Annotated in this window: 22 protein-coding genes; 3 read left to right on the top strand and 19 right to left on the bottom strand. The window is 68.3% G+C overall.

Going from position 1 to position 25,156, the window contains the following annotated elements; genetic code table 11:
* Positions 1-11: 11 nt before the first annotated feature.
* The 9 genes from A9310_RS18355 to raiA form a co-directional block, all read right to left on the bottom strand.
* Positions 12-1,211 carry a fatty acid desaturase gene (locus tag A9310_RS18355; RefSeq protein ID WP_065631851.1) on the bottom strand — a complete coding sequence of 400 codons (1,200 nt, stop codon included), beginning with the start codon at positions 1,209-1,211 and terminating at the stop codon, positions 12-14.
* 72 nt (positions 1,212-1,283) lie between these two features.
* Entirely contained in the window at positions 1,284-2,627 is a 1,344-nt protein-coding gene (locus tag A9310_RS18350) for a fatty acid desaturase (protein WP_065631850.1), read from the bottom strand.
* 232 nt (positions 2,628-2,859) lie between these two features.
* Positions 2,860-4,002, bottom strand: a complete 1,143-nt coding sequence (locus A9310_RS18345) for a GNAT family N-acetyltransferase (RefSeq protein WP_139104679.1) — start codon at positions 4,000-4,002, stop codon at positions 2,860-2,862.
* 82 nt (positions 4,003-4,084) lie between these two features.
* Positions 4,085-5,200, bottom strand: a complete 1,116-nt coding sequence (locus tag A9310_RS18340) for a ferredoxin reductase (RefSeq protein ID WP_065631849.1) — start codon at positions 5,198-5,200, stop codon at positions 4,085-4,087.
* Between the two features lie 74 nt (positions 5,201-5,274).
* Positions 5,275-5,841, bottom strand: coding sequence for a hypothetical protein (locus A9310_RS18335; RefSeq protein ID WP_065631848.1), 567 nt, complete (start codon positions 5,839-5,841; stop codon positions 5,275-5,277).
* A 52-nt stretch (positions 5,842-5,893) separates the two neighbouring features.
* Positions 5,894-7,384, bottom strand: a complete 1,491-nt coding sequence (locus A9310_RS18330; RefSeq protein ID WP_065631847.1) for a wax ester/triacylglycerol synthase domain-containing protein — start codon at positions 7,382-7,384, stop codon at positions 5,894-5,896.
* Positions 7,385-7,439: 55 nt separating this feature from the next.
* A complete protein-coding gene (locus tag A9310_RS18325; protein ID WP_319005263.1) occupies positions 7,440-7,961 on the bottom strand; it encodes an Rv3235 family protein in 522 nt (173 codons plus the stop codon).
* 263 nt (positions 7,962-8,224) lie between these two features.
* Positions 8,225-11,053 (bottom strand): preprotein translocase subunit SecA, encoded by a 2,829-nt coding sequence (gene secA, locus A9310_RS18320; RefSeq protein WP_058251941.1) that lies wholly within the window; start codon positions 11,051-11,053, stop codon positions 8,225-8,227.
* 152 nt (positions 11,054-11,205) lie between these two features.
* On the bottom strand, positions 11,206-12,027 hold the full coding sequence (gene raiA / locus A9310_RS18315) for a ribosome-associated translation inhibitor RaiA (protein ID WP_058251942.1): 822 nt from the start codon (positions 12,025-12,027) through the stop codon (positions 11,206-11,208).
* Positions 12,028-12,422: 395 nt separating this feature from the next.
* Here raiA and A9310_RS18310 point away from each other — a divergent pair, with 395 nt between their 5' ends.
* Positions 12,423-13,052, top strand: coding sequence for a ComF family protein (locus tag A9310_RS18310; protein WP_058252023.1), 630 nt, complete (start codon positions 12,423-12,425; stop codon positions 13,050-13,052).
* 17 nt (positions 13,053-13,069) lie between these two features.
* On the opposite strand, the gene lpqB is transcribed toward A9310_RS18310, so the two are convergent.
* Genes lpqB through mtrA form a run of 3 tightly spaced genes read right to left on the bottom strand, consistent with a single transcriptional unit; the run spans position 13,070 to position 17,171 of the window.
* Positions 13,070-14,818, bottom strand: coding sequence for an MtrAB system accessory lipoprotein LpqB (gene lpqB / locus A9310_RS18305; protein WP_065631846.1), 1,749 nt, complete (start codon positions 14,816-14,818; stop codon positions 13,070-13,072).
* Positions 14,815-16,488 (bottom strand): MtrAB system histidine kinase MtrB, encoded by a 1,674-nt coding sequence (gene mtrB / locus A9310_RS18300; protein WP_058251944.1) that lies wholly within the window; start codon positions 16,486-16,488, stop codon positions 14,815-14,817. The genes lpqB and mtrB overlap by 4 nt, the downstream gene beginning before the upstream one ends.
* A complete protein-coding gene (gene mtrA / locus A9310_RS18295) occupies positions 16,485-17,171 on the bottom strand; it encodes an MtrAB system response regulator MtrA (protein ID WP_091344371.1) in 687 nt (228 codons plus the stop codon). Before mtrA ends, mtrB begins: the two co-directional genes overlap by 4 nt.
* A gap of 88 nt (positions 17,172-17,259) precedes the next feature.
* Here mtrA and A9310_RS18290 point away from each other — a divergent pair, with 88 nt between their 5' ends.
* Together A9310_RS18290 and A9310_RS26410 are read left to right on the top strand one after the other, a co-directional pair.
* Positions 17,260-17,913, top strand: a complete 654-nt coding sequence (locus tag A9310_RS18290) for a dTMP kinase (protein ID WP_065631845.1) — start codon at positions 17,260-17,262, stop codon at positions 17,911-17,913.
* A 379-nt stretch (positions 17,914-18,292) separates the two neighbouring features.
* Positions 18,293-18,808 carry a hypothetical protein gene (locus A9310_RS26410; RefSeq protein WP_139104678.1) on the top strand — a complete coding sequence of 172 codons (516 nt, stop codon included), beginning with the start codon at positions 18,293-18,295 and terminating at the stop codon, positions 18,806-18,808.
* Positions 18,809-18,902: 94 nt separating this feature from the next.
* Here the strand turns inward: A9310_RS26410 and ahcY are convergent, their stop codons facing one another.
* The 7 genes from ahcY to A9310_RS18250 form a co-directional block, all read right to left on the bottom strand.
* Positions 18,903-20,372, bottom strand: coding sequence for an adenosylhomocysteinase (gene ahcY / locus A9310_RS18280; protein WP_065631843.1), 1,470 nt, complete (start codon positions 20,370-20,372; stop codon positions 18,903-18,905).
* A gap of 109 nt (positions 20,373-20,481) precedes the next feature.
* On the bottom strand, positions 20,482-20,661 hold the full coding sequence (locus tag A9310_RS18275; protein WP_065631842.1) for a methionine/alanine import family NSS transporter small subunit: 180 nt from the start codon (positions 20,659-20,661) through the stop codon (positions 20,482-20,484).
* A complete protein-coding gene (locus tag A9310_RS18270) occupies positions 20,658-22,235 on the bottom strand; it encodes a sodium-dependent transporter (RefSeq protein WP_065631841.1) in 1,578 nt (525 codons plus the stop codon). Before A9310_RS18270 ends, A9310_RS18275 begins: the two co-directional genes overlap by 4 nt.
* 188 nt (positions 22,236-22,423) lie before the next feature.
* The gene (locus tag A9310_RS18265; protein WP_058251950.1) at positions 22,424-22,726 is read right to left on the bottom strand and encodes a WXG100 family type VII secretion target; all 303 of its coding nucleotides are present in this window, start codon (positions 22,724-22,726) and stop codon (positions 22,424-22,426) included.
* A 46-nt stretch (positions 22,727-22,772) separates the two neighbouring features.
* Positions 22,773-23,096: a WXG100 family type VII secretion target gene (locus A9310_RS18260; RefSeq protein ID WP_065631840.1), complete on the bottom strand. Its 324-nt coding sequence runs from the start codon at positions 23,094-23,096 to the stop codon at positions 22,773-22,775.
* A 118-nt stretch (positions 23,097-23,214) separates the two neighbouring features.
* On the bottom strand, positions 23,215-24,036 hold the full coding sequence (locus A9310_RS18255) for an ESX secretion-associated protein EspG (RefSeq protein ID WP_065631839.1): 822 nt from the start codon (positions 24,034-24,036) through the stop codon (positions 23,215-23,217).
* Entirely contained in the window at positions 24,033-25,088 is a 1,056-nt protein-coding gene (locus A9310_RS18250; protein WP_065631838.1) for a PPE domain-containing protein, read from the bottom strand. The genes A9310_RS18255 and A9310_RS18250 overlap by 4 nt, the downstream gene beginning before the upstream one ends.
* Positions 25,089-25,156 lie beyond the last annotated feature (68 nt).

Genomic DNA, 25,156 nt, shown 5'->3' with positions numbered 1-25,156 from the left:
CGAGTGGCGTGCTAGCGCCGGCGACGCCGGGCGCGCAGTTCGCGGATCGCGGTCTTGAGGCCGGCGGCGCGGGGGGTCATCCCGGCGAAACGCCGCTCCGACGCCGTTTCCGGGGCGTCGTCGGCGGTGTCACGCAGGAACGAATCGGGCAGCGCCAGCTTGTTGATCGTGCGAAGTGTCTGAAGGTACTGCACGACAATCGATCCCGTCGTGTACGGAAGGTCGTACTTGTCGCAGAGAGCGCGTACCCGCACCGCGATCTCGGCATACCGGTTGCTCGGCAGATCAGGGTACAGGTGGTGCTCGATCTGGTAGCACAGGTTGCCGCTGAAGAAGGCCATCGCGGGCCCGGCGTCGAAGTTCGCCGTACCGAGCATCTGCCGCAGGTACCACTGGCCCTGCGTCTCGTTCTCGAGTGACTCCGCGGTGAACTTCTCCGCGCCGTCCGGGAAATGACCACAGAAGATGACGACGTAGGCCCACACGTTGCGGATCAGATTGGCACTGAGGTTCGCGGTCAGCGTGTGCTTGAAATTCGGTCCCGACAGCGCGGGGAACAGGACATAGTCCTTGGCCAACTGCTTGCCGACCTTGCGCGCGAACACCTTCAGCTGCGGGATCGCGACCTCTTTGGGCTTCTTCCCCGAGATCGCGTCCTTGATGTCGAGGTCGTGCAAACCGATGCCCCACTCGAACAGCGCCGCGAGGAGGATGTTGGTGACCGGCTGGAGGAGCTGCTTGGGCTTCCACGGTTCGTCCCGCGTGACCCGCAACGTCTTGTAACCGACGTCGTGGTCCATGTCGAGGACGTTGGTGTACTTGTGATGGATGTAGTTGTGGGAGTGCTTCCAGTGCGGCGCCGCGCACACCATGTCCCACTCCCAGGTGGTCGAGTGGACCTCCGGGTCGTTCATCCAGTCCCACTGCCCGTGCATCACATTGTGCCCGAGCTCCATGTTCTCGATGATCTTCGACAGCGCGAGCGCTCCGGTGCCCAGCAGCCAGAGCGGCCGGGAACGGCTGCCCATGAGAGCCGCTCGGCCCGCGACCTCGAGAGCACGGTGCGCCAAGATGGTGCGCCGCAGATACCGGACGTCGCGCATGCCGCGGTCCGCCTCGATCTCACGGCGGAGCGCGTCGAGCTCGGCACCGAGTGCTTCCACGTCGGCGTCGGTCAGGTGCGCGTACTCGTTGATATCAGTGATTGCCATTGCGCCTCATTATGCCCCTGTCGGGGCCACTGCCTTGGTCTCGATGTGTGCCGGCCGTCTGACCTGCGCCGATCAGGCGGCCTGCTCGTCGGAGCGGGCGGCCGACGTATCGACACCGATTCGGGAACGAAGCGAGCGGAGCGAACCCTGGTCTCGCCGCCGGGAGCGGAGCGACGCAATGGCCGAGCGGAGTCCCCGGCGCGCGCCGGTCGTCTCGTCGATCGTCGCCTGCAGACGCGCACCTTCCGGCAGGCCCTGCTTGAAGCGGCGTTCGGAAGCGGTCTCGGGTGCGTCGTCCGCGGTCGCCGACAGGTACTTGTCCGGCAACGAGAGCTTGGCGATGGTCCGCCACGCCTTCGCGTACTGCACCGGGAACGGACCCGAGGTGTACGGGAGGTCGTACTTGTCGCAGAGCGCGCGCACACGTACCGCGATCTCGGCGTACCGGTTGCTGGGGAGATCGGGGAAGATGTGGTGCTCGATCTGGTACGACAGATTCCCGCTCATGAAGGCCAGCGGGAATCCGGCGTCGAAGTTGGCGCTGCCGAGCATCTGGCGCAGGTACCACTCCGCCTGCGTCTCGTTGTCGATGTCCTGCTTGGTGAACTTCTCCGCGCCGTCCGGGAAGTGACCGCAGAAGATGACTGCGTTGCTCCACACGTTGCGGATGACGTTGCCGAGCGCGGTCGCGGTCGCAGCCTTGGCGTACGCGCGGCCGTACCCGACCTTGTGCCCGGTGGCGGCACTGACCAGCGCCGGGTACGCGAGGTAGTCCTTGGCGACCTGCTTGCCGATCTTCGACAGGACCTCGTTGCGATTGCGCCGGAACTCTTCCTGGGCCTCCGGGGTCTTGCGCTTCTTGCCCAGCTCGAGATGCTGCACGGCGACCCCGTATTGGAAGGCGAGCGCGAGAATCGTGTTGTAGACGAGATTTCCGTAGTTGAACGGACGCCACCGCTGATCGCGCGTGACGCGCAGCAGTCCGTAGCCCACATCGTCGTCCATGCCCAGCACGTTCGTGTACTTGTGATGGATGTAGTTGTGGGTGTGCTTCCAGTGCGCCGACGGGTCGGTGTTGTCCCACTCCCAGGTGGTGCTGTGCACCTCCGGGTCGTTCATCCAGTCCCACTGCCCGTGCATCACGTTGTGCCCGAGCTCCATGTTCTCGACGATCTTCGCGACGCCGAGGGCGCACGCACCCGCCCACCAGGCCGACTTCCGAGTCGAACCGAACAGCAGGGCGCGGCCGGTGACCTCCAGCCCGCGCTGGAACCGGATCGTGTTGCGCAGGTACCGCGCATCCCGCTCACCACGGTCGGCTTCGATGTCGGCGCGGATCGCGTCGAGTTCGGCTCCCAATGCGGCCACGTCGGACTCGGTCAGGTGCGCGTATTCGGGGATGTCAGAGATCGCCATACGTGTGGTTCCCTTCGCCGGTGGTCGGTCGATGGCGCGACTTCGAGGTGCGCGTGTCGACCACTGCCTACGCCTACGTTTCCGTAACTTACGCAAGCGTAGGTTGGCGACGGCGTCGTGTCCAGTGAGTGTGACGAACCGGGACTCAACCGATCAACGGAACGGGTTCCGTGCCGGCGAGGAAGCTGCACAATCGACGCGAGACAGTGGATGGTCGACGGGGCGGGACTAGTCAGTTCTTGCGGTCGGCCTCGTAGTCGTCGCGGAACAGCTCGAATCCCACGAGGTCCTCGAAGACGCCGTCGGACCGGGCGGCGAGTTTCTGTGTGCCGAACTCGCGGAAGCCGGCGATGCGGGCGAGCTTCTTGCTGCCCTCGTTGCTGTCGGCGGCGAAGAGGGTGAGGCGGCGGAACCCCAGCTTGTCGAAGGCGTACCGGACCGCAGCCGGAAATGCTTCGCCCAGAACGCCTTTGCCGCGGGCCTCGGGGTGCGTGTAGAAACCCGCCTCGGCGCCGGTGACCTCGTCGATGTGCAGCAGGGTGATGTCGCCCAGGTAGTCGTCGGTCTCGCGATCCGCCACCGCCCAGGTGCATGTCGTGCCCTGCGCGGCCGTCCACCACTTGCGGAGGCGTTCGGCCGCAGCGTGTTCGAGTTCCAGCGGATCGGGGCGCGCGAACAGGTACTTGCGCGACACCGGGTCGTCGAGCGTCTCCCGGATGCGCGGGTCGTCGGTCTCCGCGAGCGGCCGCAGGCGGAACCGCTCGGTCTCGAAAACGTCTGTCCGCCAATCGGTCTTGGGATGCTGAGGATCGCCTGCGTGCAGCGATCCGACCCAGGCGTCGCGGATGTGACCGCGGACCTCGATGCCGTTGGGAACCGCGGCGTCAAGACGGAAACCGCAGGAGTGGGCCACCCGCAGCGCGTCGATGTTGCCGGCGACGGTCGTCCATCGGACGACCTCTTTGTCCGCTTCGGAGAATGCGTAGTTGACGGCCAGCAGGACGGCGCGCTTCATCACGCCCCACCCGCGGGCGTCGGGGTGCAGGTCGTAGCTGAGTCGGGTGAGCGGTCCCTCGCCCTCGATGTCGACGGTGCCGACGAACCGGCCGTCGAATTCGACGGCCCACAACATCCGGGTGCCCTTCGCCCAGCTGCGCGGCGCGTAGTCGAGGGCGAAGCGCTCGGCTGCCGCACGACTGTACGGTGCCGGGATCGGGGTCCATCGCATCATGACCGGATCCGCCGCGAGTTCGACCATCCGGTCGAGGTCGTGGGGCTCATGCGGCCGCAGGGTGACGCCTCCGTCACTCAGGACGGGGATCTCGCTGGGGGCCGGGGCCTCAGCGGTCACTGGTGCCTTCGCCGGCGTTTCCACAGAACAGATTCCTCTCGCCACGCACGTCGTTCACCCTACCGGCTCACCGATGCGCGCGAGCCACACGAGACGAAGACGCTGCTCAGACGGCGAGGGTGCAGTCCCCCGCCGCGGCGGAAACACAGGTCTGGATGCGCTCGCCCTCGACGTGTTCGACGCCCGAACGCAGGTCGCGCACGCATCCCTTGTCGAGCATGACCACGCAGCTCTGGCAGATCCCCATCCGGCATCCGAACGGCATCATCGCGCCCGCGGTCTCCCCCGCCTCGAGCAACGTGGTCGCACCGTCGACGACCGCCGACTTCCCGGACCGCGAGAACGTGACGGTGCCGCCCTGGGCCCCGACGACGCCGCGTTCGAGGGCGAACCGCTCGATGTGCAACTGCTCGGTCAGGTGCGCCTCCGCGTAGAGGCGCTGCAGGCCGTCGAGGAACCCGGCGGGTCCGCACGCCCAGGTCTGACGTTCGCGCCAGTCGGCGCAGAGGGACGGCAGCGCGTCGGGAGTGATCTGCCCGTCGGTTCGCGTGTACTGCACGTGCAGGTCGACGACGCCGCTGTCCGCCAGGTCCCGGAGTTCGTCGGCGAAGAGCAGATCGGCCGGCGTGGGCGTCGAGTGCACGAGTGTGATGTCGGTGCGCTGGTCGCGGTGTCGTGCGGTGCGCAGCATCGAGATGATGGGCGTGAGTCCGCTTCCGGCGGTCACGAAGAGAATCTTCGCCGGCAACGGGTCCGGCAGCACGAACTCCCCGCACGGTGCGGCGAGCCGGACGACCGTGCCGGGCCGGAGACCGTTGACCAGGTGACTGGACAGGAAGCCCTCGGGCATCGCCTTGACCGTGATCGAGATCGTCTTGTCGTTCGCCGACGAGTCCGGAGTCGAGGTCAGCGAATAGGAACGCCACGCCCAGCGGCCCTCCATCAGGACACCGATGCCGATGTACTGACCCGGGGCGTAGTCGAACGAGAAGCCCCAACCGGGCCGGATGCGGATCGTCGCGGTGTCCTCGGTCTCCTTGGTCACCGAGACGACCTTGCCCCGCAGCTCGCGGGCCGACCACAACGGATTCGCCAGATGCAGATAGTCGTCGGGCAGGAGCGGCGTCGTGATCCGGGTGAGCGCGGCGCGGGCCCACTGCGAGCCGCGGCTGCGGGCCGCGATGCCGGAAACCGGTTCCTCGAACCTCTCGAGCAAACCCATCTCACTTACCGCCTTCGACGTCGGAACGTGTCTGAGCAACCATAACCTACGCAACCGTAGGTTAGTGGTCCGGTTCAGAGGAGCTCGAGGAGGAACGGAAGTTCCTGAGTCGCGTACCACGCCAGATCGAAGTCCTCGACGTCGCCGACCGCGAGTTCGGCATCGAGATCACCCATGTCGGCGGCGTCGATGACCACCACGGCCGCACGCACCTTCGGCTCCGCCTCGGCGACGTCGACATGCACGGACGCGATCGCCGACACCGGGACGGGCCCGGAGATCTTGACCACCGCGTCGTCCAGGTCGGGACGCAGTGTCACGTCCGCCACGTCGGCCGCGACGACCACGCGCCGGGGCGGCAGACGCGGGGTGTCCGCGGGGTCGGTGACCGCCTCGTCGGCGACCAGTTCGGACTCGGACTCGCGGTCGCCGGCCTCCGGGGCCTCCCCGGCGAGCAGGCGCAGCGACGCACGCGCGGCCTCGCGCAGCGCGACCTCGGACAGCTCCTCGTCATCCCCGGAGACGAAGGCCTCACGCAGCGCGGGCGTCAGGGCGAAGCCCGTGCCACCCAGAGGACGGAACTCGCCGTCGGTATCGAGCCGCAACAGCATCGCCAATGTCGCCGGCAGGTACACCCTCATTCGTCAACTACTCCCGTTCGGCCAGCGGTAGGGCTGGGTCAGCTCTTCTGGGTCAACTCTTCTGGGTCAACTCTTCGTGGGACTCGAAGACGTAGTCGGCCATCGCGGGCAGATCGGCGATGACTCCGCGGTCGGCGACGAAGGCGAAGTGCAGATGGTCACGGTACTCGACGACGCTGATCGCCAGCGCACGCTGCGACACGAGGGTGGGAATCGAGAAGACCTGGCGCACCGGTGCGCCGAGGACGAAACGGTCCGGCACCGGCGACGTGCTCATCGCCACCGGCACGTTGTACGCACGGCTGTTCAGCGACCGGAACGCCCGAGAGCTGATCTCCGGGAACGGCACCACACCCAGTTCGGGGAAGAGCGGGCTGGGACCGAGAGTCATCCGGCGCGGCGACTGCGCATATCGGTCGGCCAGACCGGCCACCTGCGCCAGCCGAACGGCCGGATTACTCTCCCCCACCGGCAGATCGGTGACGAAACTCGGTTTGCCGACCCCGATCCACCCGGGTTCCGGCTCGGCCGTGCGCTCGACACCCGGGTCGCGTGCTGACAGCGGCACGACGACCCGCACGGTGTCGGCAGGGACCTCGGCCGGATCGAACGACAGCATCCACTTGCGCATGACGCCGGAGATGATGGCCAGCTCGACGTCGTTGATGGTGCAACCGTGATGCTCGGCGACCTTTGCGCACCCCCGTCGCGGCAGTGCGACGGTGGTGAAGGACCGGGTGGTGGTGCCCGCGTTGTTCAACGGACTGCGTGGCGCCGAATCGGTCAGTTGCGACACCACGTCCCCCACGCGCCGCACGGTCGTGCCGACGGCGGACCGCATCTCGGACACGATTCCGTTGCCGTGGAGCACCGTGTCCACGAGGTCGCCCGGACGCGCGAGCGCCTCGGCGAGGGCACCGGCGACGAGATGGGTGCCGCCCGGCGGCCTGCCCGGCATCCACAACTCCTCCGGCAGCGGTTCCGCTGTCTCGGTGTCGTCGCAGATGACCTCACTGATCTCCCGGCTGCCCGCATCATCGATGAGGCATCGGTGCGACTTGGTCAGGATCGCGAGTCGGCCGTCGGCGAGACCCTCGATGAGATACATCTCCCAGAGCGGTCGCGTGCGGTCGAGCGGCCGCGACATCACCCGGGCGACGAGTTCGTCGACGTCGACGGCTCCACCGGGCCGCGGCAGACCCGCGCGACGGATGTGGAAGTTGATGTCGAAGTCGGGGTCGTCGACCCAGACCGGGCGCGCGAGCCCGAGCGTCACCTCGCGGACGACCTGGCGATACCGCGGGATGAGTTGAAGGCGGTTCTCGACCAGCGAGACCAGACCCGCGTAGTCGAGCGTCGACTGCCGGGACGCTCGCCTGGCCGCGTCGGACGCTTCGGATCCGGTGTCGCCCGGTTCGGCGTTCTCCGAGGTCGCCTGCGCGGCCGCGGGATCGACGATCAGCAACGCCCCGAGGTGGGTCGTGGACCGCGAATCGTCGAGGAAGTAGTACATCGCGTCGCGGGGCGACAGACGGGTGACCACGACGCCGATCGTAGCCGTCGACGCGGATTTCCGTGGTCTGCGCAGGAGCTACCCGTCAGCCGAACTCGAGGGCCACCAGCTGCCACCGGTATTCCACTCGACCCAACGATCGCCGGCCTGGGTCCGCGGCGCCACGGACCCGGATCGGCTTGCGCTCGATGCGGCCCGCGAACGCCCGGGTCCGCCCACCCCCCTCGTACGAGCCGAACACCTCTGCGGCGCTGGGATCGCACACCTGGACGTGCACGCGCCGCAGCACATTCCCGGTCGACATCTGCGCCACCGGCGTCGATACGGTCCCCGGCGTCCCGGTTCCGGTCGACTCCGGAATCCGAAAGGCGTCGTGCCGGACGAGGGCTGCGACCTGGTCGGCGATCGCCGGCGACACGACGTCGCCGAGGTGCGCGACCGAGCGACGCCGATCGACCACCTCGAACAGCAGCCGGGACACCGCAACGGTGAAGCGGCGGGCCTCGGCCGCGGCGACCGCGGTCTTGCGCGCCGAACCGGCACCCGGAGCCGACCCCGGGAACGGCCGGATGGCCGTCGGAGTCGCGAGGCCGTGCGGTGCTGCCACCACCGGACCGGCGGGCTCGTACGGCGGCGCCGGACGAACCCGGACCCGCGGTGTCTGCTGCGACGGCCGCGATCCGTGCGGCCGCGACGTGCTCGTGGGTGCGAGTTCAGGACCCGCCAGGAGTGGACGCATGGGATTTGGACGCACGGGGCGGCGTCCCGGTTCCATCGAATCCGAGAAAAACGTCGACGGTCGGTCCCGGACATCTCCGGGACCGACCGTCGGCGGTCACTGCTGGTGGCGGCACCCGCTTGGGGCGCCGGTCAGCGGCGCTGCTTCTTGGACTTCGGCGGCTTCGGCCGGGACCCCTTGGTGGTGGCGCGGGCCGCGGCGCGGCGCTCGCGACGGCTGGCGGATTCCGCGGCGCCCGAGAGCTCCTCCTCCTCGGAGTGCACGACCGTACCGCCGCCCTCGCCCGGGCCCGAGTATGTGACCGCCGCGTCCGCCGACTGAGTCGGGGCCCGCAGGGCGGCCGGGGCCTGAGCACCGGAGTCGGCGGCCGGAGCGGGAGCGGGCACCGGTGCCGGGGCACCCGCGCCCACGGCCGCGCGCAGGTCGGCAGCACTCGGGAGCGGTTGCTCGGCCGCCGGCTGCTGTGTCTGCACCTGCGCGTTGAACAGGATGCTCAGCGTCTCTTCCTTCAAGCCCTCGAGCATGCCGTGGAACATGTCGAAGCCCTCGCGCTGGTACTCGACGACCGGGTCACGCTGGGCCATCGAACGCAGGTGGATGCCCTCGCGCAGGTAGTCCATCTCGTACAGGTGGTCGCGCCACTTGCGGTCGAGCACGCTCAGCAACACGCTCCGTTCGAGCTGTCGCATCGCGCCCTCGCCGGCGATCGCGTCGATCTGCTTCTCACGGGTGTCGTACGCGGCGCGCGCGTCGGCGACGAGCTTCTCGCGCAGCTCGTCGGCCGAGATGTCATCGCGCTCACCGTATTCGGACTCACCGACGACATCCTTCGGATCGAGCTCGATCGGGTACAGCGCACGCAGTGCGGTCCACAGCTCGTCGAGATCCCAGTCCTCGGCGTAACCCTCGGCGGTCGCACCGTCGACGTAGGCCCCGACGACGTCGTCGACCATCTGCTTGACCTGCTCGTGGTGATCCTCGCCCTCGAGGATGGTGCGGCGCTCGGCGTAGATGACCTTGCGCTGCTCGTTCATCACCTCGTCGTACTTGAGCACGTTCTTGCGCATCTCGAAGTTCTGCTGCTCGACCTGCGTCTGCGCGCTGCGGATCGCCTTGGTCACCATCTTCGCCTCGATGGGGACGTCGTCGGGCAGCCGGTTCATGATCGCCTCGAGCGCACCGCCGTTGAATCGACGCATGAGCTCGTCGGCGACCGACAGGTAGAACCGCGACTCACCCGGGTCGCCCTGGCGGCCGGAACGGCCGCGCAGCTGGTTGTCGATACGGCGTGACTCGTGGCGTTCGGTGCCCAGCACGTACAGACCGCCGGCCGCGCGGACCTCCTCGGCCTCCTTCGCGGCGTCGGTGCGGGCGACCTCGATGGCCTCGTCCCACGCGGCCTCGTACTCGTCGGGGGTCTGCACCGGGTCGAGACCGGCCTTGCGAAGCCGGGTGTCGGCGATGATGTCGGGGTTGCCGCCGAGCACGACGTCGGTACCGCGACCGGCCATGTTGGTGGCCACGGTGACCGCGCCGAGCCGACCCGCCTCGGCGATGATCTGCGCTTCCTGCTCGTGGAACTTCGCGTTCAGGACGCTGTGCGGGATCTCGCGCTTCTTGAGCTGGCGGGAGAGGTATTCCGAACGCTCGACGCTGGTCGTACCGATCAGGACAGGCTGACCCGTCGCATGGCGCTCGGTGACGTCGTCGACGACCGCGGCGAACTTCGCCTCCTCGGTCTTGTAGATCAGGTCACCCTGGTCCTTGCGGATCATCGGCTTGTTGGTCGGGATCGGCAGCACCCCGAGCTTGTAGATCTGGTCGAACTCGGCGGCCTCGGTCTCGGCGGTACCGGTCATCCCGGACAGCTTCTCGTAGAGGCGGAAGTAGTTCTGCAGTGTGATCGTGGCGAGCGTCTGGTTCTCGGCCTTGATCTCGACGCCCTCTTTCGCCTCGATGGCCTGGTGCAGGCCCTCGTTGAAGCGACGCCCGTCGAGCACGCGGCCGGTGAACTCGTCGACGATCATGACGTTGCCGTTGCGGACGATGTAGTCCTTGTCGCGCTGGAACAGCTCCTTGACCTTGATCGCGTTGTTCAGGTAGCTGACCAGGGGCGAGTTGGCGGCCTCGTAGAGGTTGTCGATGCCGAGGCGGTCCTCGACGAACTCGACGCCGGCCTCGTGGACACCGACGGTCTTCTTCTTGATGTCGACCTCGTAGTGCACGTCGCGCTCGAGCAGCGGGGCGATCCGCGCGAACTCGGTGTACCACTTGCTCGACCCCTCGGCGGGGCCGGAGATGATCAACGGGGTACGGGCCTCGTCGACGAGGATCGAGTCGACCTCGTCGACGATCGCGTACGAGTGGCCGCGCTGGACGAGGTCCTCGAGCGAGTGCGCCATGTTGTCGCGCAGGTAGTCGAAGCCGAATTCGTTGTTCGTGCCGTAGGTGATGTCGGCGGCGTAGGCCTCGCGCCGCGCGGCCGAGCTCATGCCGGTGAGGATGACGGCGGTGTCGAGACCGAGGAACCGGTGCACGCGGCCCATCCACTCGGAGTCGCGCTTGGCCAGGTAGTCGTTGACGGTGACCACGTGCACGCCGTCGCCGGAGAGCGCGTTGAGGTAGGCCGGGAGCACACAGGTGAGCGTCTTGCCCTCACCGGTCTTCATCTCGGCGATGTTCCCGTAGTGCAGCGCCGCCCCGCCCATGATCTGCACGTGGAAGTGCTTCTGGTCGAGCACTCGCCACGCCGCCTCGCGGGCGACCGCGAAGGCCTCGGGCAGCAGCTCGTCGAGCGACGCCCCGTCGGCGATGCGCTCTTTGAACTCGTCTGTCTTGGCACGCAACTCGGCGTCGGTCAACGCCTCGACGTCATCGGACAGCGTCTCGACGTGCGATGCGATCGCATCGAGTCGCTTGACCATGCGGCCTTCGCCGACACGCAACAGCTTGTTCAGCACCGTGGATCGAGTCCCTCACCTGTAGAAAACACACGGAATCCGGCCCGCGCGAACGCACAGACCGGATCCCATGGTACCGAGGTGAGCTGAGCAGACCCTGATCGGATCGTCGGACATCGACCGGATGACCGCCTGCGGGGCCCGCTCGGGCGTCAGGTCAACCTGATGAGCCCGTAGTCGAAGGCGTGCCGGCGATAGACGACGGACGCCTTGTCGGTCTCCTTGTCGTGGAATAGGAAGAAGTCGTGGCCGACCAGTTCCATCTCGTAGAGCGCGTCGTCGACGGTCATCGGCACGGCCGTGTGCTCCTTCACGCGGACGATCTGACCGGGTGTGTATTCCTCCACGCCGTCGTCCCACTGTTCGGCGGAGTCGGCCGCCGTCGAGTTCGGATCACCGACGAAACCGTCCACGGAGAGCTGGTTGTCGCGGAGGGGCGGCGCACCGATCTCGGTGGCTTCGGCGACCGAGAGCGGCCGACGGTTGCCGTGGTGGACACGCCGGCGGTCCTTGACGCGGCGCAGCCGGGACTCGACCTTGTCGAGCGCGTGTTCGAGGGCGGCGTAGAAGTTCTCGCCGCAGGCCTGCGCCCGGACGATCGGCCCCTTGCCCGTCGCGGTGATCTCCACCTGTTGACAGACCTTGGACTGTCTCCGGTTGCGCTCGTGGTTCAGCTCGACGTCGAATCGGTAGATGGTCGGATCGAATCGCTCGAGACGAGCGAGTTTGTCGCCGACGTAGATGCGGTAGTGGTCGGGGATCTCGACGTTGCGGCCGCTGAACACGACCTTCGCGGTGGGTTCGGCCGGCTCGTCGGCGTCCACCGTTCCCGGTGGGCGGACGAAGGCGAACTCCGGATCGTAGGAATCGTTCTCGGTTGATCGGCGGTCGGGCGCGGGACCCTCCTCCACGGTCGGCCGTGGGTCGGCGGTCTTCGGTTCGCGCTGGCCTTTGCGGTGGATGACTGTGGACATTCAACTACCTCCTGAATTGTCCCGAAGCCGGTTGAATCGCCGTGATCTGTTGTCGCACTGGCGATTCGAACGGCACCGAGGATGTGTCCATGTCAGCTGACAGCTGACACTCAAAGACAGGGGCATCACCTCCCGGCAAAAGCGGTCGTGGCCGGCACACCTCGACGGCCTCCGGCAACCTGCTGTACCCCCGACCGTAGCCGCAAGTTCCGGTATCGGCCACGTTTTGCGGCGCGGCGTCGGCATGTCGGGACGAACGGGCACGAGATCCTCCCGCGAGCACCCGTGCCCCGGTTGTGCACACCCTCGCCCACCGCCCCGCACACCTGTGCGAGGTGCACTACCGTCGGCGCGTGACGTGGCGCCGGGAGGTCTTCGAGGCGGGAGCCGATCTGATGTTCCCGATGGTCTGCGGCGGGTGCGGTCGCCCGGGTACTCGGTGGTGCCGTCGGTGCGAGCGCGCGTTGTCCGACGCCCCGATCGCGGCCCACCCTCGGGTCGCGCCCGGCGTCCCGGTCTGGGCGCTGGGCCGGTACCGCGGTCCGCATCGGCAGGCGATCATCGCGCTCAAGGAACACGACCGTCGCGATCTTGCCCGGCCCCTCGGCACCGCTCTCGCGCTCGGTGTCCGCGTCCTGGCCCGGTGGGGTGAGCTCCCCGACGCCGAACGGATGCTGCTGATCCCGGCACCGACCCGCCGGATGACGGCGCGGCGGCGCGGCGGGGACCCCGTCACGGCGGTGGCGGCGAACGCGGCGCCCGCACTGGGCCGACGGGTACGGGTCGCACCGCTGCTGGTGACGTCGGCGACGGCACGGGACTCCGCCGGACTCGACGCCCGGGCCCGCGCCCGGAATCTACGCGGCGCCGTCCGGCTGCGCTCCGGCGCCGTCCCGGCCCCCGGGGCGAGCGCGATCCTGGTCGACGACGTGCTGACGACCGGCGCGACCGTGACCGAATCGGTGCGCGTGCTGGCCGAGAACGGCGTCGACGTCGCGGCGGTCGTCGTGCTCGCGGCTGCCTGACGGTAGCGGCTCGGATTTCAGGGCAGGACCGGGATCGCGCCCTCGATCATCGCCGGCTCGACCTCGGTCCAGTACTGGTCGGGTTGGCCGTTGCTGCTGCCGAGTCGCAGCACACCGCGCTGATCGCCCACGTAGATCGTCGAGGCGTTGGCGACGACCGCCCGCACCGGCGGTGACACGTTGCCGCTCAGCAGGCCAACCGCCGGGGTGCCGTCGATCGACAGTTGCACGACCGGCGACTCGGGTGCCTCGCGCGCGATCATCAGCGTCGTCGGCGACGCCCAGTCCACCGAGACCGCGCGGTTGCCGATGTTGTAGGCCGCGATCCGCGGGCTGGTCAGCGAGACCTGGCCCTCGGTGTTGGTCGACAGCACCGCGAAGACGATCTGTCCGCCGACCACCAGTGCGGTGCGCACACCGTCCGGGGCCACCTGCATCTCGGTGATCGCGCCTCGCGCGACCGTCGGGATCGCCGAAGCCTCGACGGGCACGGTGGCGGTACCGTCGTCGTCGCGTTGCCATTGGATCGGTTTGCCGTCGACGACGACCCACACGGTGTTCTCGTCGGAGCCGAACGACGGCCGGGTGATCGACGACCCGCCGACGATCGGTCCGACGTCCCCGCCGTAGTCGCCGATCGCCAGTTCGAGCCTGCGCTCGGGTCCGGACAGACTCCGGACCGCGGCCACCCGCGCCCCGTTGTCGGAGATGGTCGCCGACCGCAGATCGCGCGCCGACCCGAGCGGCCCCTGCACCGGCACGGTCGCGGTGTCGGTCACCGCCCGCAACGCGCCGCCCGTGACGATGTTGAGCCCGACATCGGTGGTCGGCACAGAGTTCGGATCGAAGGCCCGCACGTCGGTGGTCTGCCATCCGGAGGCGCGTTCGGCCGCCAGCGGCGCGCCGTCGGCGTCGATGACGTAGGGCCCGGATATGTCGGCGCCGTCGAGCGTCCAGATGATCTGCGCCGCCAGCAGGTTGCGATCCCGCGCGGGGGAGCTCCCGATGCCGTCGAGATCCACACGTACGCCGCCCCCGGCGAGGCCGACGACCGGACCCCGCAGTGCGGCTCCGTTGGGGAAGCCGCTGTCCACTGCCGCCGCGAGGTCCGACGCGGGTCCCGCGATTAACCGGTTCACCAGCACGGTCGGGTCGGTCGCCTGTCCCGCGTAGAGCCAGCGCGGGTCGGGGACGAGCCGGCGCCCGGTGCGGTCGCTGTAGTACAGCGAGACCGGCCGGTAGGTGCTGTCGAACTGGTCCCGGTCGATCATCGTGCCGTTCGGCAGGGGCCCGTCGATGCGCCACTGGTCTCCCGAGCGGGTGAGGCTGATGCTGGTCTCGACCCGTCCCGAGGCCGGCAGCAGCTGACCGTCGGACTTGAGGGTCCCGACGTTGTCGCCGATGAGCCGCATCCGCACCGAGTCCTCGTTGCGTTGGTCGACGAAGGTGTTGATCTCGTCGACGATCAGCGCGTCGCCGCGGTCGTCCCACTGCTGCGAGGCGACCGAGGTCAGGAAGGCGCGCGCCGAGCGATGCGCCGAGTCGGGATCGACGGTGGACTTGAGGAAGGCCCGCACCAGGGCCTCGGGATCCATGTCGGCCTGGGGCACCGGGACGGCGTTGGTCGCGCCCTCCCGTTCGAACGATTTGATCGGCTGGGGAGACGAGTCGTTGGGGATCGCCCCGCAAGCGGTGACCAGCAGCAGCGCCGCGATGCCGAGCGCCAGCGCCAGGACGGCGCGGCCGGACCGGGATGACCGCGTCATTCGGCACCCGCTCCCGGGCCCGCGGCGCGCCCACCCGTCCTGGGCGCGGATGTGCGCTGCAGGGTGCCCACCGATTTCAGGGGCAGCGGCGAACCGAGGACCTTGTGCCCGCGCACGAGCGGCAACGTCAACCGGAAGCACGCGCCCTTGCCCGGTTCACCCCACGCCTCGAGGCGCCCCTGGTGCAGGCGGGCGTCCTCGATGCTGATGGCCAGGCCGAGGCCGGTACCACCCGAACGCCGGAATCGCGACGGGTCGGATCGCCAGAACCGGTTGAACACCAGCTTCTCCTCCCCCGGCCGCAGTCCGATGCCCTGATCGCGCACGGTGATGGCCACCGCGTCACCATCCGAACGCATGGTGAGCGTCACCGGTTTCCGTTCGCCGTGATCGATGGCGTTGGCGAGCAGGTTCCGCAGGATGCGTTCGACGCGACGCGGATCGATCTCGGCCAGGACGGGTTCGGCCGGGAGATCGAGGACGAGCTCGGTGCCGGTCTCCTCGGCGAGGTGACCGACGGTGGCCAGGGCACCGTCGATCGGGATGGCCATGTCCATCCGCTCGGCGGCCAGTTCGGCCATGCCGGCGTCGTGACGCGAGATCTCCAGGAGCTCGTTGAGCAACGTCTCGAAGCGGTCGAGTTCCTTGTCCAGCAATTCCACCGACCGCTTGCGGACCGGGTCGAGATCCTCGCGGCCCTCGTAGAGCACGTCGGAGGCCATCCGCACGGTGGTCAGCGGTGTACGCAGTTCGTGGCTGACGTCGGAGGTGAACTGCCGCTGCAGTCCGCCGAACTCCTCGAGATGGGTGATCTGCTTGGACAGGCTCTCGGCCATGTCGTTGAAGGACATCGCGAGCCGGGCCATGTCGTCCTCACCGCGGACCGGCATTCGCTCCTTCAGTCGGCCGTCGGCGAACCGCACCGCGATCCGCGACGCCGACCGCACCGGGATGACGACCTGACGCGACACGAGCCACGCGATCGCGGCCAGCAGACCGAGTAGCACGATGCTGCCCGTCAGCAGCGTGCCGCGGACGAGGTCGAGCGTGTTCTGTTCCGCGGTCAACGGGAACACCAGGTACAACTCGAGGCCGGGCACCGAGGCGTTCGTGGGACTGCCGACGATCAGCGCCGGCGCCCGACCCCCCGTCCCGTCGGGGACCTGGGTGTACTGGTAGGCCACCTGACCGCCGCGGACCATGTCCCGCAGGTTCGACGGCACCTCGGCCGTCGGCCCGACGCCGCTCGCGACCCCGTTGTCGGAGCCGCCCGGTACCAGCAGGACGGTGTCGAAGGCACCGACGGCACCCGACGCCTGCCCGGTGTCGGCGTCCCGGTCGGTGAGCAGGGACCGCGTCTGACGCAAACGGTTCTGGACGGACATGTTGCCCGCGCCGCTCGACAGATCGCGCTCCACCGAGATGCGGGCGCGATCGATCTCCTCGGTCGCCGCCGCCAGCTTGACGTCGAGCAACCGGTCGGTGATCTGGGTGACGAGGACGAAGCCGAGAATGAGGAGAACGACGACCGACAGCACCAACGTGGACACCACGACCCGCAACTGCAGCGAGCGCCGCCAGATGTGCCCGAAGGCACGTCCGACAGCGCCGGCGGTGCGGGTGAAGCGTCCGAGAGTGCTGTTGACCCGTCGTCGAGATCGACCGATCACGGCGGGCCGGCCTTGTAGCCGACCCCCCTCACCGTCAGGACGACCTCGGGATTCTCCGGGTCGGTTTCGACCTTGGCGCGTAACCGCTGGACATGCACGTTGACGAGTCTAGTGTCCGCCGGGTGCCGGTATCCCCACACCTGTTCGAGGAGGACATCGCGGGTGAACACCTGACGGGGCTTGCGCGCGAGCGCGACGAGCAGGTCGAACTCGAGCGGGGTCAGCGAGATCGGCACGCCATCGCGGGTGACCTTGTGGGCGGGCACGTCGATCTCCACCGGGCCGATCGACAGCAGCTCGGCCGGTTCCTCGTCGGTCCGGCGCAGGCGCGCACGCACCCGGGCGACCAGCTCCTTCGGCTTGAACGGTTTGACCATGTAGTCATCGGCGCCGGATTCCAGGCCCAGCACCACATCGACGGTGTCGGACTTCGCCGTCAGCATCACGATGGGCACACCCGAATCGGCACGCAGCACACGGCAGACGTCGATGCCGTTCATGCCGGGCAGCATGAGGTCGAGAAGCACCAGATCGGGACGGATCTCCCGGACCGCAGTCAGAGCCTGTGTGCCGTCGCCCACCACGAAGGGCTCGAAACCCTCGCCGCGCAACACGATCGTCAGCATCTCGGCGAGTGCGGCGTCGTCGTCGACGACGAGGATGCGGGGTTTCATGTTGTCAATGGTGACATCACCGTGATGAAACCGTGGTGATCGACGCGCCGGGACGGACGTTCTGACCCGTTTGGTTTAACCACCTAGACTCCCCGGCGTGGGTCAATTGATAGCCGTGGAAGGACTCGACGGCGCCGGCAAGAACACCTTGGTCACCGGTCTGATCGACCGATGGTCAGCGGCCGGACTCCGGGTCGCGACGTTCACCTTCCCCCGCTACGGCCGGTCGGCGACCGCCGACATCGCGGCCGAAGCGCTCCACGGTTCGCACGGTGACCTACGCGACAGCGTGTACGCGATGGCACTGCTGTTCGCGCTCGACCGGGCCGGAGCGGTCGAGGACATCCACGCCGCCACCGAAGCCCACGACATCGTGATCCTGGACCGCTATGTCGCGTCCAACGCCGCCTACAACGCCGCACGTCTGGAGCAGGGCGCCGGCGGTGAGATGGTGCGGTGGGTCGTCGACCTGGAGTTCGGCCGATTCGACATGCCGGTCCCCGATCGCCATGTCCTGCTCGGGGTGTCACCGGAGGTCGCGATGCAGCGTGCGGCATCGCGCGCCGACCAGGACGCGGCGCGAGCCCGGGACGCCTACGAACGCGACGACGCCCTGCAGCGCCGGGTCGACGCCGTCTACCGCGAACTCGCCGAGGACGCCTGGATGTCGCCCTGGCACCTGTTCGACGGTGAGGATGTCGCAGGCCTGGCCGACGAGCTCCGTACCGACCGGACAGCACCGACCGAATGACGCGTCCGATGACCTCGCGGCGCCCTTTCGATAGCCTGGGACCACCGATTCTGAAGGGCGTTTCATGACCTATCAGCCACCGCCACCAGGTGGTGGACCGCCGCCGTACGGTCCCCCGGGCCCCGGCCGGCCGGGCCCGGGTCCTCACGGTTCGGGCCCGCCGGGTCCCGGCAGGCAGGGCCCCGGTCAACAGGGTCCCGGTCAGCAGTACGGCCCGGGTCGGCAACCAGTACCCGGTCCGCAACGCCCGGCGGGATACGGCCCTCCGCCCGCCCCGTACGGCCGCCCCCCGTTCGCCCCGGGACAGTACGGTCCCTCCGGGCCCGGGACCCCCGGCTTCGGGGGTCCGCCCGGCCCGCCGCCGCGTGGCAACACCGGGGTGATCGTCGCCTGGGTGCTCGGCGGCGTCGCGGTCGTCGCGGTGATCGCCCTGGTCCTCACGGTGGTGGTGACCAGATCGTCGTCGGACGACACGGTGGTCGCCGGTTCGTCGAGCGCGACGTCGGGCCCGACCTCCGCCTCCGACGACCCGTCGCCGAGCGAGAGCGGGTCGGAGCCGGGATCGACCGACTACACCGCCCTCTCCGAGATCCGGGCGGCGTTGCTCGCCTACATCACCGCCCGCAACGAGCGCGACGTCGCGCGCATGCGCGCCGCGGTCTGCACCCAGTCCCGCGACCGGATCACCGGCGTACCCCCTGCCGACGGCGGAGACATCGTTCTCGACGGCTTCCTCGACACGGTCTTCGACGGGAACGTCGCCCAGTCCGAGGTCGTGTCCCACCTCGAGAAGGGCACGGAGAGAACGGCATCGGAGAAGTCGAACGAGCGCTTCCTCAAGGAGGAGGGTTCGTGGATCTACTGCCCCGACGCCGAACCCGACATCGGGACCTGACCTCGGGGACCTGACTTCGGGGACCCGGCTTTCGAACCCCCGGTCATAGACAAGGAGCCCCACCGAGGTGGGGCTCCTTGTCTCTGCCGACCGATCAGTAGCGGTAGTGCTCGGGCTTGTACGGCCCCTCGACATCGACGTTGATGTACTCGGCCTGCTCCTTGGTGAGCTTGGTGAGCTTGCCGCCGAGCGCCTCCACGTGGATGCGGGCCACCTTCTCGTCGAGGTGCTTGGGCAGGCGGTAGACCTCGTTGTCGTACTCGTCGTTCTTCGTCCAGAGTTCGATCTGCGCGATGACCTGGTTCGAGAAGCTGTTGCTCATGACGAACGAGGGGTGACCGGTCGCGTTGCCGAGGTTGAGCAGACGGCCTTCGGAGAGCACGATGATCGACTTGCCGTTCTCGAAGATCCACTGGTCGACCTGCGGCTTGACGGTGATGCGCTTGGCACCCGACCGCTCGAGGCCGGCCATGTCGATCTCGTTGTCGAAGTGGCCGATGTTGCCCAGGATCGCCTGGTGCTTCATCGCCCGCATGTGCTCGAGGGTGATGATGCCTAGGTTGCCGGTCGAGGTGATGACGATGTCGGCGTTGCCGATCGCGTCCTCGACGGTGACGACGTCGAAGCCGTCCATCAGCGCCTGCAGCGCGTTGATCGGGTCGATCTCGGTGACCTGGACGCGGGCGCCCTGGCCGGCCAGCGACTCCGCGCATCCCTTGYCCACGTCGCCGTAGCCGCAGATCAGCACCTTCTTGCCGCCGATGAGGACATCGGTGCCGCGGTTGATGCCGTCGATCAGCGAGTGGCGGGTCCCGTACTTGTTGTCGAACTTCGACTTGGTGACCGAGTCGTTGACGTTGATCGCCGGGAACGCGAGGTCGCCGGCGGCGGCGAACTGGTACAGCCGCAGCACACCGGTGGTGGTCTCCTCGGTGACGCCCTGGACCGACTCGGCGATCGCGGTCCACTTGCCCTTGTCCGTCTCGAACCGGTTGCGCAGCAGTTCGAGGAACACCTTGTACTCGGCGGGGTGATCGTCCTCCGCGGGCGGGACCACGCCGGCCTTCTCGAACTCGGCGCCGCGGAGCACCAGCATCGTGGCGTCGCCACCGTCGTCAAGGATCATGTTGGCCGGTTCACCGGGCCAGGTGAGCATCTCCTCGGCCGCCCACCAGTACTCCTCCAGGGTCTCGCCCTTCCAGGCGAAGACCGGCACACCCTTCGGCTCGTCCGGCGTGCCGTTGGGCCCGACGACGATCGCCGCGGCCGCGTGATCCTGGGTGGAGAAGATGTTGCACGACGCCCATCGCACCTCGGCGCCGAGCGCGGTGAGGGTCTCGATGAGGACCGCGGTCTGCACGGTCATGTGCAGCGAGCCGGAGATACGAGCTCCCTTGAGCGGCAACACGTCCGCGTATTCGCGTCGAAGCGCCATGAGTCCGGGCATCTCGTGCTCGGCGAGCTCGATCTCCTTGCGGCCGAAGTCCGCGAGGGACAGGTCGGCCACCTTGTAGTCGATCCCGTTGCGGCTGTCGGCCTTCAGCTCGTCCTGAGCAGTCGTCACTTGATCCCCTTGTCGTTCGCGTCGGGCGCCCGTCGATGCGGGCGCGAATGCGTTCGATCCAGGCTAACCGAACGACCGGGCGGTTCCGAGGGGCAGGTGCTCCGGGGCCTCAGGTGTCGCGCGAGGGGTGGGGCCGGGCCGCGCGGTCGGCGTCCTCCCGGACCATGTCCGGATCCTCTGCCAAGTCCTCCACCTCGGGCCGACGACGAAGGAACACGATGCTCGCGACGAGCCCACCCCACACGATGGTGATCGACACGATGAGCATGACGATGGCGATACCGCTCATCGGACGGTCTCCTTCGTGGACGGGCCGGAAGTGCGGCCGGTGTCGGCCAGCGGTGGCCACGGTAGGAAGTCCGGTTGATCCCGGCCCTTCCAGGACGGCAGGGTGAGCAGCACCGCAGCCACGACGACCAGCGCGATCGTGCCCCAGCCGAAGACGCCGAGGTACCACGTCGGGTATCCCTCGTATCCCTCGTCGATGACCGACCACACCTTCTGCACCAGCATGATCGTGAGGAAGATCGGCGCCACGACCCCGACGAGCGCCAGCCAGATCTTGCCGACCTTGAACGTCGAGACGGCGTTCAGGTGCTGGCGCAGCATGTCTCCGCGGCGGAGCACCCAGATGAGGATGACCGTCATCATGATCGCCGACGCGACGACGCCGACGTTGTTGGCGAACATGTCCACCGTGTCGAGGGCGATCAGGCCCGAGGTCGTGGAGAACAGGGCGATCGAGATCAGGCCACAGATGCCGGAGACGCCGACCGCCGCCTTGGTGCGGCTGATGCCCCACTTGTCCTGGAGCGCACCGGACACACCGATCATCAGCGAGATGAGCGAGGTGAAGCCCGCGATCACGAGCGAGCCGAAGAACAAGGCCCCGAAGAACGCGGCGCCCGGCATCTCCGAGATGACTGCCGGGAACGTGACGAAGGACAGGATCGGACCGGTCAGGCCCTCGAGATCCGAGACGGCCACCTGCTGCTGGTAGGCCAGGAATCCGAGCGCCGAGAACACGCCGATGCCGGCGAGGATCTCGAACGAGGAGTTGGCGAACGCGACGACCAGACCCGAGCTGGTCATGTTGGCCCTGCGTCGCTGGAACGACGCATAGGCGATCATGATGCCGAACGCGATCGACAACGAGAAGAAGATCTGGCTGTAGGCCGCGATCCACACGTCGAGGTCCTTCAGAGCGGCCCACTGCGGGGTGAAGAGGGCGTTAAGCCCGTCGGCGGCGCCGGGCAGGGTGATCGCCCGGATCACCAGACCGGTGAACCCGATGAACAGCAACGGGATGAACACGATGTTGACCTTCTCGATGCCGTTCGCGACACCGAGCGCCAGGACGGCCAGCACCGCGAGCCACACGATGACCAGGGGCAGTGCGACGCCGCCGACGATGGTCGTCGAGACACCCGGATCACCGACCTGGAGGTAGTCCTGCGTGAAGAAGGTCGCCGGGTCGTCGCCCCAGCTCTGGTTGAACGAGAAGACGAAGTAACTGGCCGCCCACGCGATGACCGCCGCGTAGTAGACGCCGATGACGAACAGCAGACCGGTCTGGAACCAGCCGAGCGTCTCGACCGGCTTCTTGATGCGCCGGAACGACAACGGTGCGGTGCCGCGGAAGCGGTGCCCGACCGCGTAGTCCAGGAACAGCACGGGAATGCCCGCGGTCAGCAGGGCGACCAGATACGGGATGAGGAACGCGCCACCGCCGCTCTCGTACGCGACGCCCGGGAAGCGCCAGATGTTGCCGAGGCCCACTGCGGAACCGATTGCGGCGAAGATGAAGCCGGAGTTCCGGGTGAACTGCTCCCGACCACCTCCGACGGTCTTGGCAGATGCCACCGCTTACCTCCTCGTCGAGATCTGCGCCCTCGGGGCACGGGTGCCGCGAGGTCTGTAGACGTCGACGCTATCGCACGAAGCGGGACTCCCGCGGGCGTTGGCAGACGGCGCGCCCGAACGCGAACGGGGACCCCGGCGCACGGTCGTGGGGTCCCCGTCCTGACGTCGGGCTACGTATCGGTCGGCGGTCAGACGAGACCGCGGAAACCCGTTCCGATCGCTGCGTCGGTGTCCTGCATGACGCGGCTGGCGTTGCTGACACCCTGCTCCAGCGCGGTCAGCGAGTCACGGGACTGGGTGAAGATCCGATCGAAGGCACCCTGCGCGTCGACGTAGGCGGCCTTGGCCTGCTGGGAGTTCCAGTTCCCGTCAAGGGCGGCGACCTGCGCCTTGAGCTGCGAGTTCAGGTCCTCGAGCCGGGTGAAGGCAGCCCGGAGGCCGCCGCTGAGATCGCCGAGAGCGGCGAAGTCGTAATTGATGGAGCCGTTCATGGTGGGTTCCTTTCGCAGAACGTGAGGTTCGGGATGCGGACCGGTGTCAGACGCTGGTGTTGAGTCCGCGCGCGGCAGCCGCGTCCTGGTCCTCGTAGCCGGCGAAGCCGTTGGTGAGCTGGGTCTTGATCTGCTCCAGCAGCTGGTTCATGGTCAGCGCGGCCTTGTTCCAGTCGGTATGCGTGCCGTCGAACGCGACACCGGCCGAGCCCTGCCACGTGGGTGTGGCGTTTCCGGCGTGCTGGGCGATCTGGTTGATGACAGTCTTCATGTCCTCGACGAGACTGCCGACCTTGGCTGCGGTGGCCTGTCCGTCCGCGACGTTCACGGTGACGCCGGCGCCGCCGCCTGCTCCGGGCAAGTTCAGCATGAGTGCTCCTCCTGTGTAACGGCACCGTTTGGCGATGCCCCCGTTGGTATCCGTGACACAGATACCCCTGACAGTTGATTCCCGCGGCGGTCTGTTCCGCGGAATCCCCCGATGCGGATCATGGCATCCATTTCCCGTCGGGCAGGGTCTCTATCAACAGGCTGACCGCCTGTGCGATTCGATGACCCGTTCCCGGCGAAAAGGTGGTCCACACCCGACCGTCCGGGGACTTGCTGGGACTGGACACGATTCGACCCCGTTCGGTGTCGAAAATCGCGACAGCTCCAGAAGATTGAGCGAATCGTCCGTCCTCGTTCATCGAGGCGACGATCTCGGTGCGCGTCAGGCACGACGCGAACCCTGCCGAGACGACGACGGCATCGGCCGGTGCGGCGCCGAGCGCGTGCAGGGCGTCGGTCGTCTCGATGCCGGCCCGACAACGGCCGAGCCGGTCGACGACCTCGTCGGACGGAGCCGAGAAGGCCGTGAATTCAGCTGGCGCCGCACCGGATTCGAGAGCGTCGAACTGAGCCCGCACGACCGCGGCAAGAGCCTCGACGTCGGCGACATCGACGACCGTGACGTCGACGCGACGGCCCGTCCGCGTCACGAGTACGTGGTCGTGGCCGTTGCGCGCCACACAAATTCGGCGAACCGCGTCGTCAATGTAGGAGCGGATCTCGATCTCACGCTGCGGTTGCGCCAGCACCCGTAGCACCGTCGACGCCCACGGTGTGGGCTCACCGTGCTCGACGAGTTCGAGCGCCGCGATCACCGCGTCGGGGTCGGCCTGGGCTGATTCGGTGCCGGCGCCGGACTCCACGGCGGCGTTCTCGAGATCGAGGACGACCGGCCAGGTCTGGACTCCGAAACGTTCGCCGAGCCGGCACAGGACTGCGGCGTCGAACGTCATCCCGGCGTCGTGCGTGATCGGCATCATCGGCGTTCACCCGGATTGCCGAGCATCAGCGTCTCCGACAGATAGCGCGGATCGACGTCGGGACTACCATGCCCGTCTGGCGCCGAGACATAATGCGCAGCAGGGCGATCTGACGTGGCCAGCTCGGCCCAGGTCGACTGTTCCGTGGATTCGGTCGCCACCGAGGACGGAGGGTCGGACGAGTCCAGTTCGGCGGCATCGGCGCCGACGGTGCGGACGACCGAACCGCGGTCCGCCGTGGCGACACCCGGAGCCACCGGCGGCGGTACGCCGGGGCCGATGCCGGGGGCCGACGTCCCCGGACCGCCGCCGGACGTCGCGGCGGCGACCTGCGATGGTCCGCTCGCGACGATCGTCGGTGCGTACTTCAGCTTCTCGGGCGGCGGCAGGAACACTCCCCCGATGCCCGCGGGCATCGCCGCACCCAGAGGCGCGGCCGGCGCCGGGGTCGGAGGTGGCGCGGCCGCGCGGGCCGCCGCCGCCTGCTCGGCAGCGAGCGCGTCACCGGACACGAGTCCCGGTGCGGGTTTCGCCGATTCCCACGGCGCGGCAACAGGTTCGGTGGCATTCTCGTACGTCTGCATCACACGGGCAGCCCGCATTCGCTGGTGCGCGACCGCACGCTCGGCCTGGGCGGCCGCACCGGCGATGATCGGTGCGACCGCGGTGGCGGTGGTTGCGATCTCGTGCAGTTTCTCGACGACGTCGACCTCGGCGAGGTCGGGCATGTTCAACCGCGCGACCGTGATCGCCGCGGCCTGGGCTTCGGCGCGTGTGGCATTCTCGGCCGCCTCGGTCGCGACTTCGGCGAACCACGGGGCCAGCCGGGTCAGCTTCTCGAAAGCCGCACTGGTGTGGGCGGACTGCCAATGTGCCCCCAGGCGTGCCAGCACGGCGGCGTACTCGACACCGGCTTCCCCGACCTCCGCGGCGAGAGCGGCCCAGGCCAGGCCAGCTTCCGCCAGCGGCGCGGGCCCGGGACCGGCGCCGAGGTCGGCGGCGAGCTGTTCGGTCGGGCGGGTGTCCCAGTTGACTCCGGTGAAGCCGATCACGAGCGCCTCCCTTCGATGCCGGCGGATTGTGGATGTGTGAGCGGAATGATGTTGCTACGCAGGCGGTT

The organism is Gordonia sp. UCD-TK1, assembly GCF_001691435.1.
In the GTDB taxonomy this organism is placed as follows: Bacteria; Actinomycetota; Actinomycetes; order Mycobacteriales; family Mycobacteriaceae; genus Gordonia; species Gordonia hongkongensis.
The sequence above is the reverse complement of the archived record's forward strand: the minus strand, read 5'-3'. Positions and strand labels throughout refer to the sequence as shown.

Excerpts from the sequence above, each read along its gene's own strand:
- A9310_RS18355 (WP_065631851.1), bottom strand. The coding sequence starts at position 1,211 with ATGGCAATCACTGATATCAACGAGTACGCGCACCTGACCGACGCCGAC.
- A9310_RS18350 (WP_065631850.1), bottom strand. The coding sequence starts at position 2,627 with ATGGCGATCTCTGACATCCCCGAATACGCGCACCTGACCGAGTCCGAC.
- A9310_RS18340 (WP_065631849.1), bottom strand. The coding sequence starts at position 5,200 with ATGGGTTTGCTCGAGAGGTTCGAGGAACCGGTTTCCGGCATCGCGGCC.
- A9310_RS18335 (WP_065631848.1), bottom strand. The coding sequence starts at position 5,841 with ATGAGGGTGTACCTGCCGGCGACATTGGCGATGCTGTTGCGGCTCGAT.
- raiA (WP_058251942.1), bottom strand. The coding sequence starts at position 12,027 with ATGTCCACAGTCATCCACCGCAAAGGCCAGCGCGAACCGAAGACCGCC.
- A9310_RS18310 (WP_058252023.1), top strand. The coding sequence starts at position 12,423 with ATGTTCCCGATGGTCTGCGGCGGGTGCGGTCGCCCGGGTACTCGGTGG.
- lpqB (WP_065631846.1), bottom strand. The coding sequence starts at position 14,818 with ATGACGCGGTCATCCCGGTCCGGCCGCGCCGTCCTGGCGCTGGCGCTC.
- A9310_RS18275 (WP_065631842.1), bottom strand. The coding sequence starts at position 20,661 with ATGAGCGGTATCGCCATCGTCATGCTCATCGTGTCGATCACCATCGTG.
- A9310_RS18265 (WP_058251950.1), bottom strand. The coding sequence starts at position 22,726 with ATGAACGGCTCCATCAATTACGACTTCGCCGCTCTCGGCGATCTCAGC.
- A9310_RS18260 (WP_065631840.1), bottom strand. The coding sequence starts at position 23,096 with ATGCTGAACTTGCCCGGAGCAGGCGGCGGCGCCGGCGTCACCGTGAAC.
- A9310_RS18255 (WP_065631839.1), bottom strand. The coding sequence starts at position 24,036 with ATGATGCCGATCACGCACGACGCCGGGATGACGTTCGACGCCGCAGTC.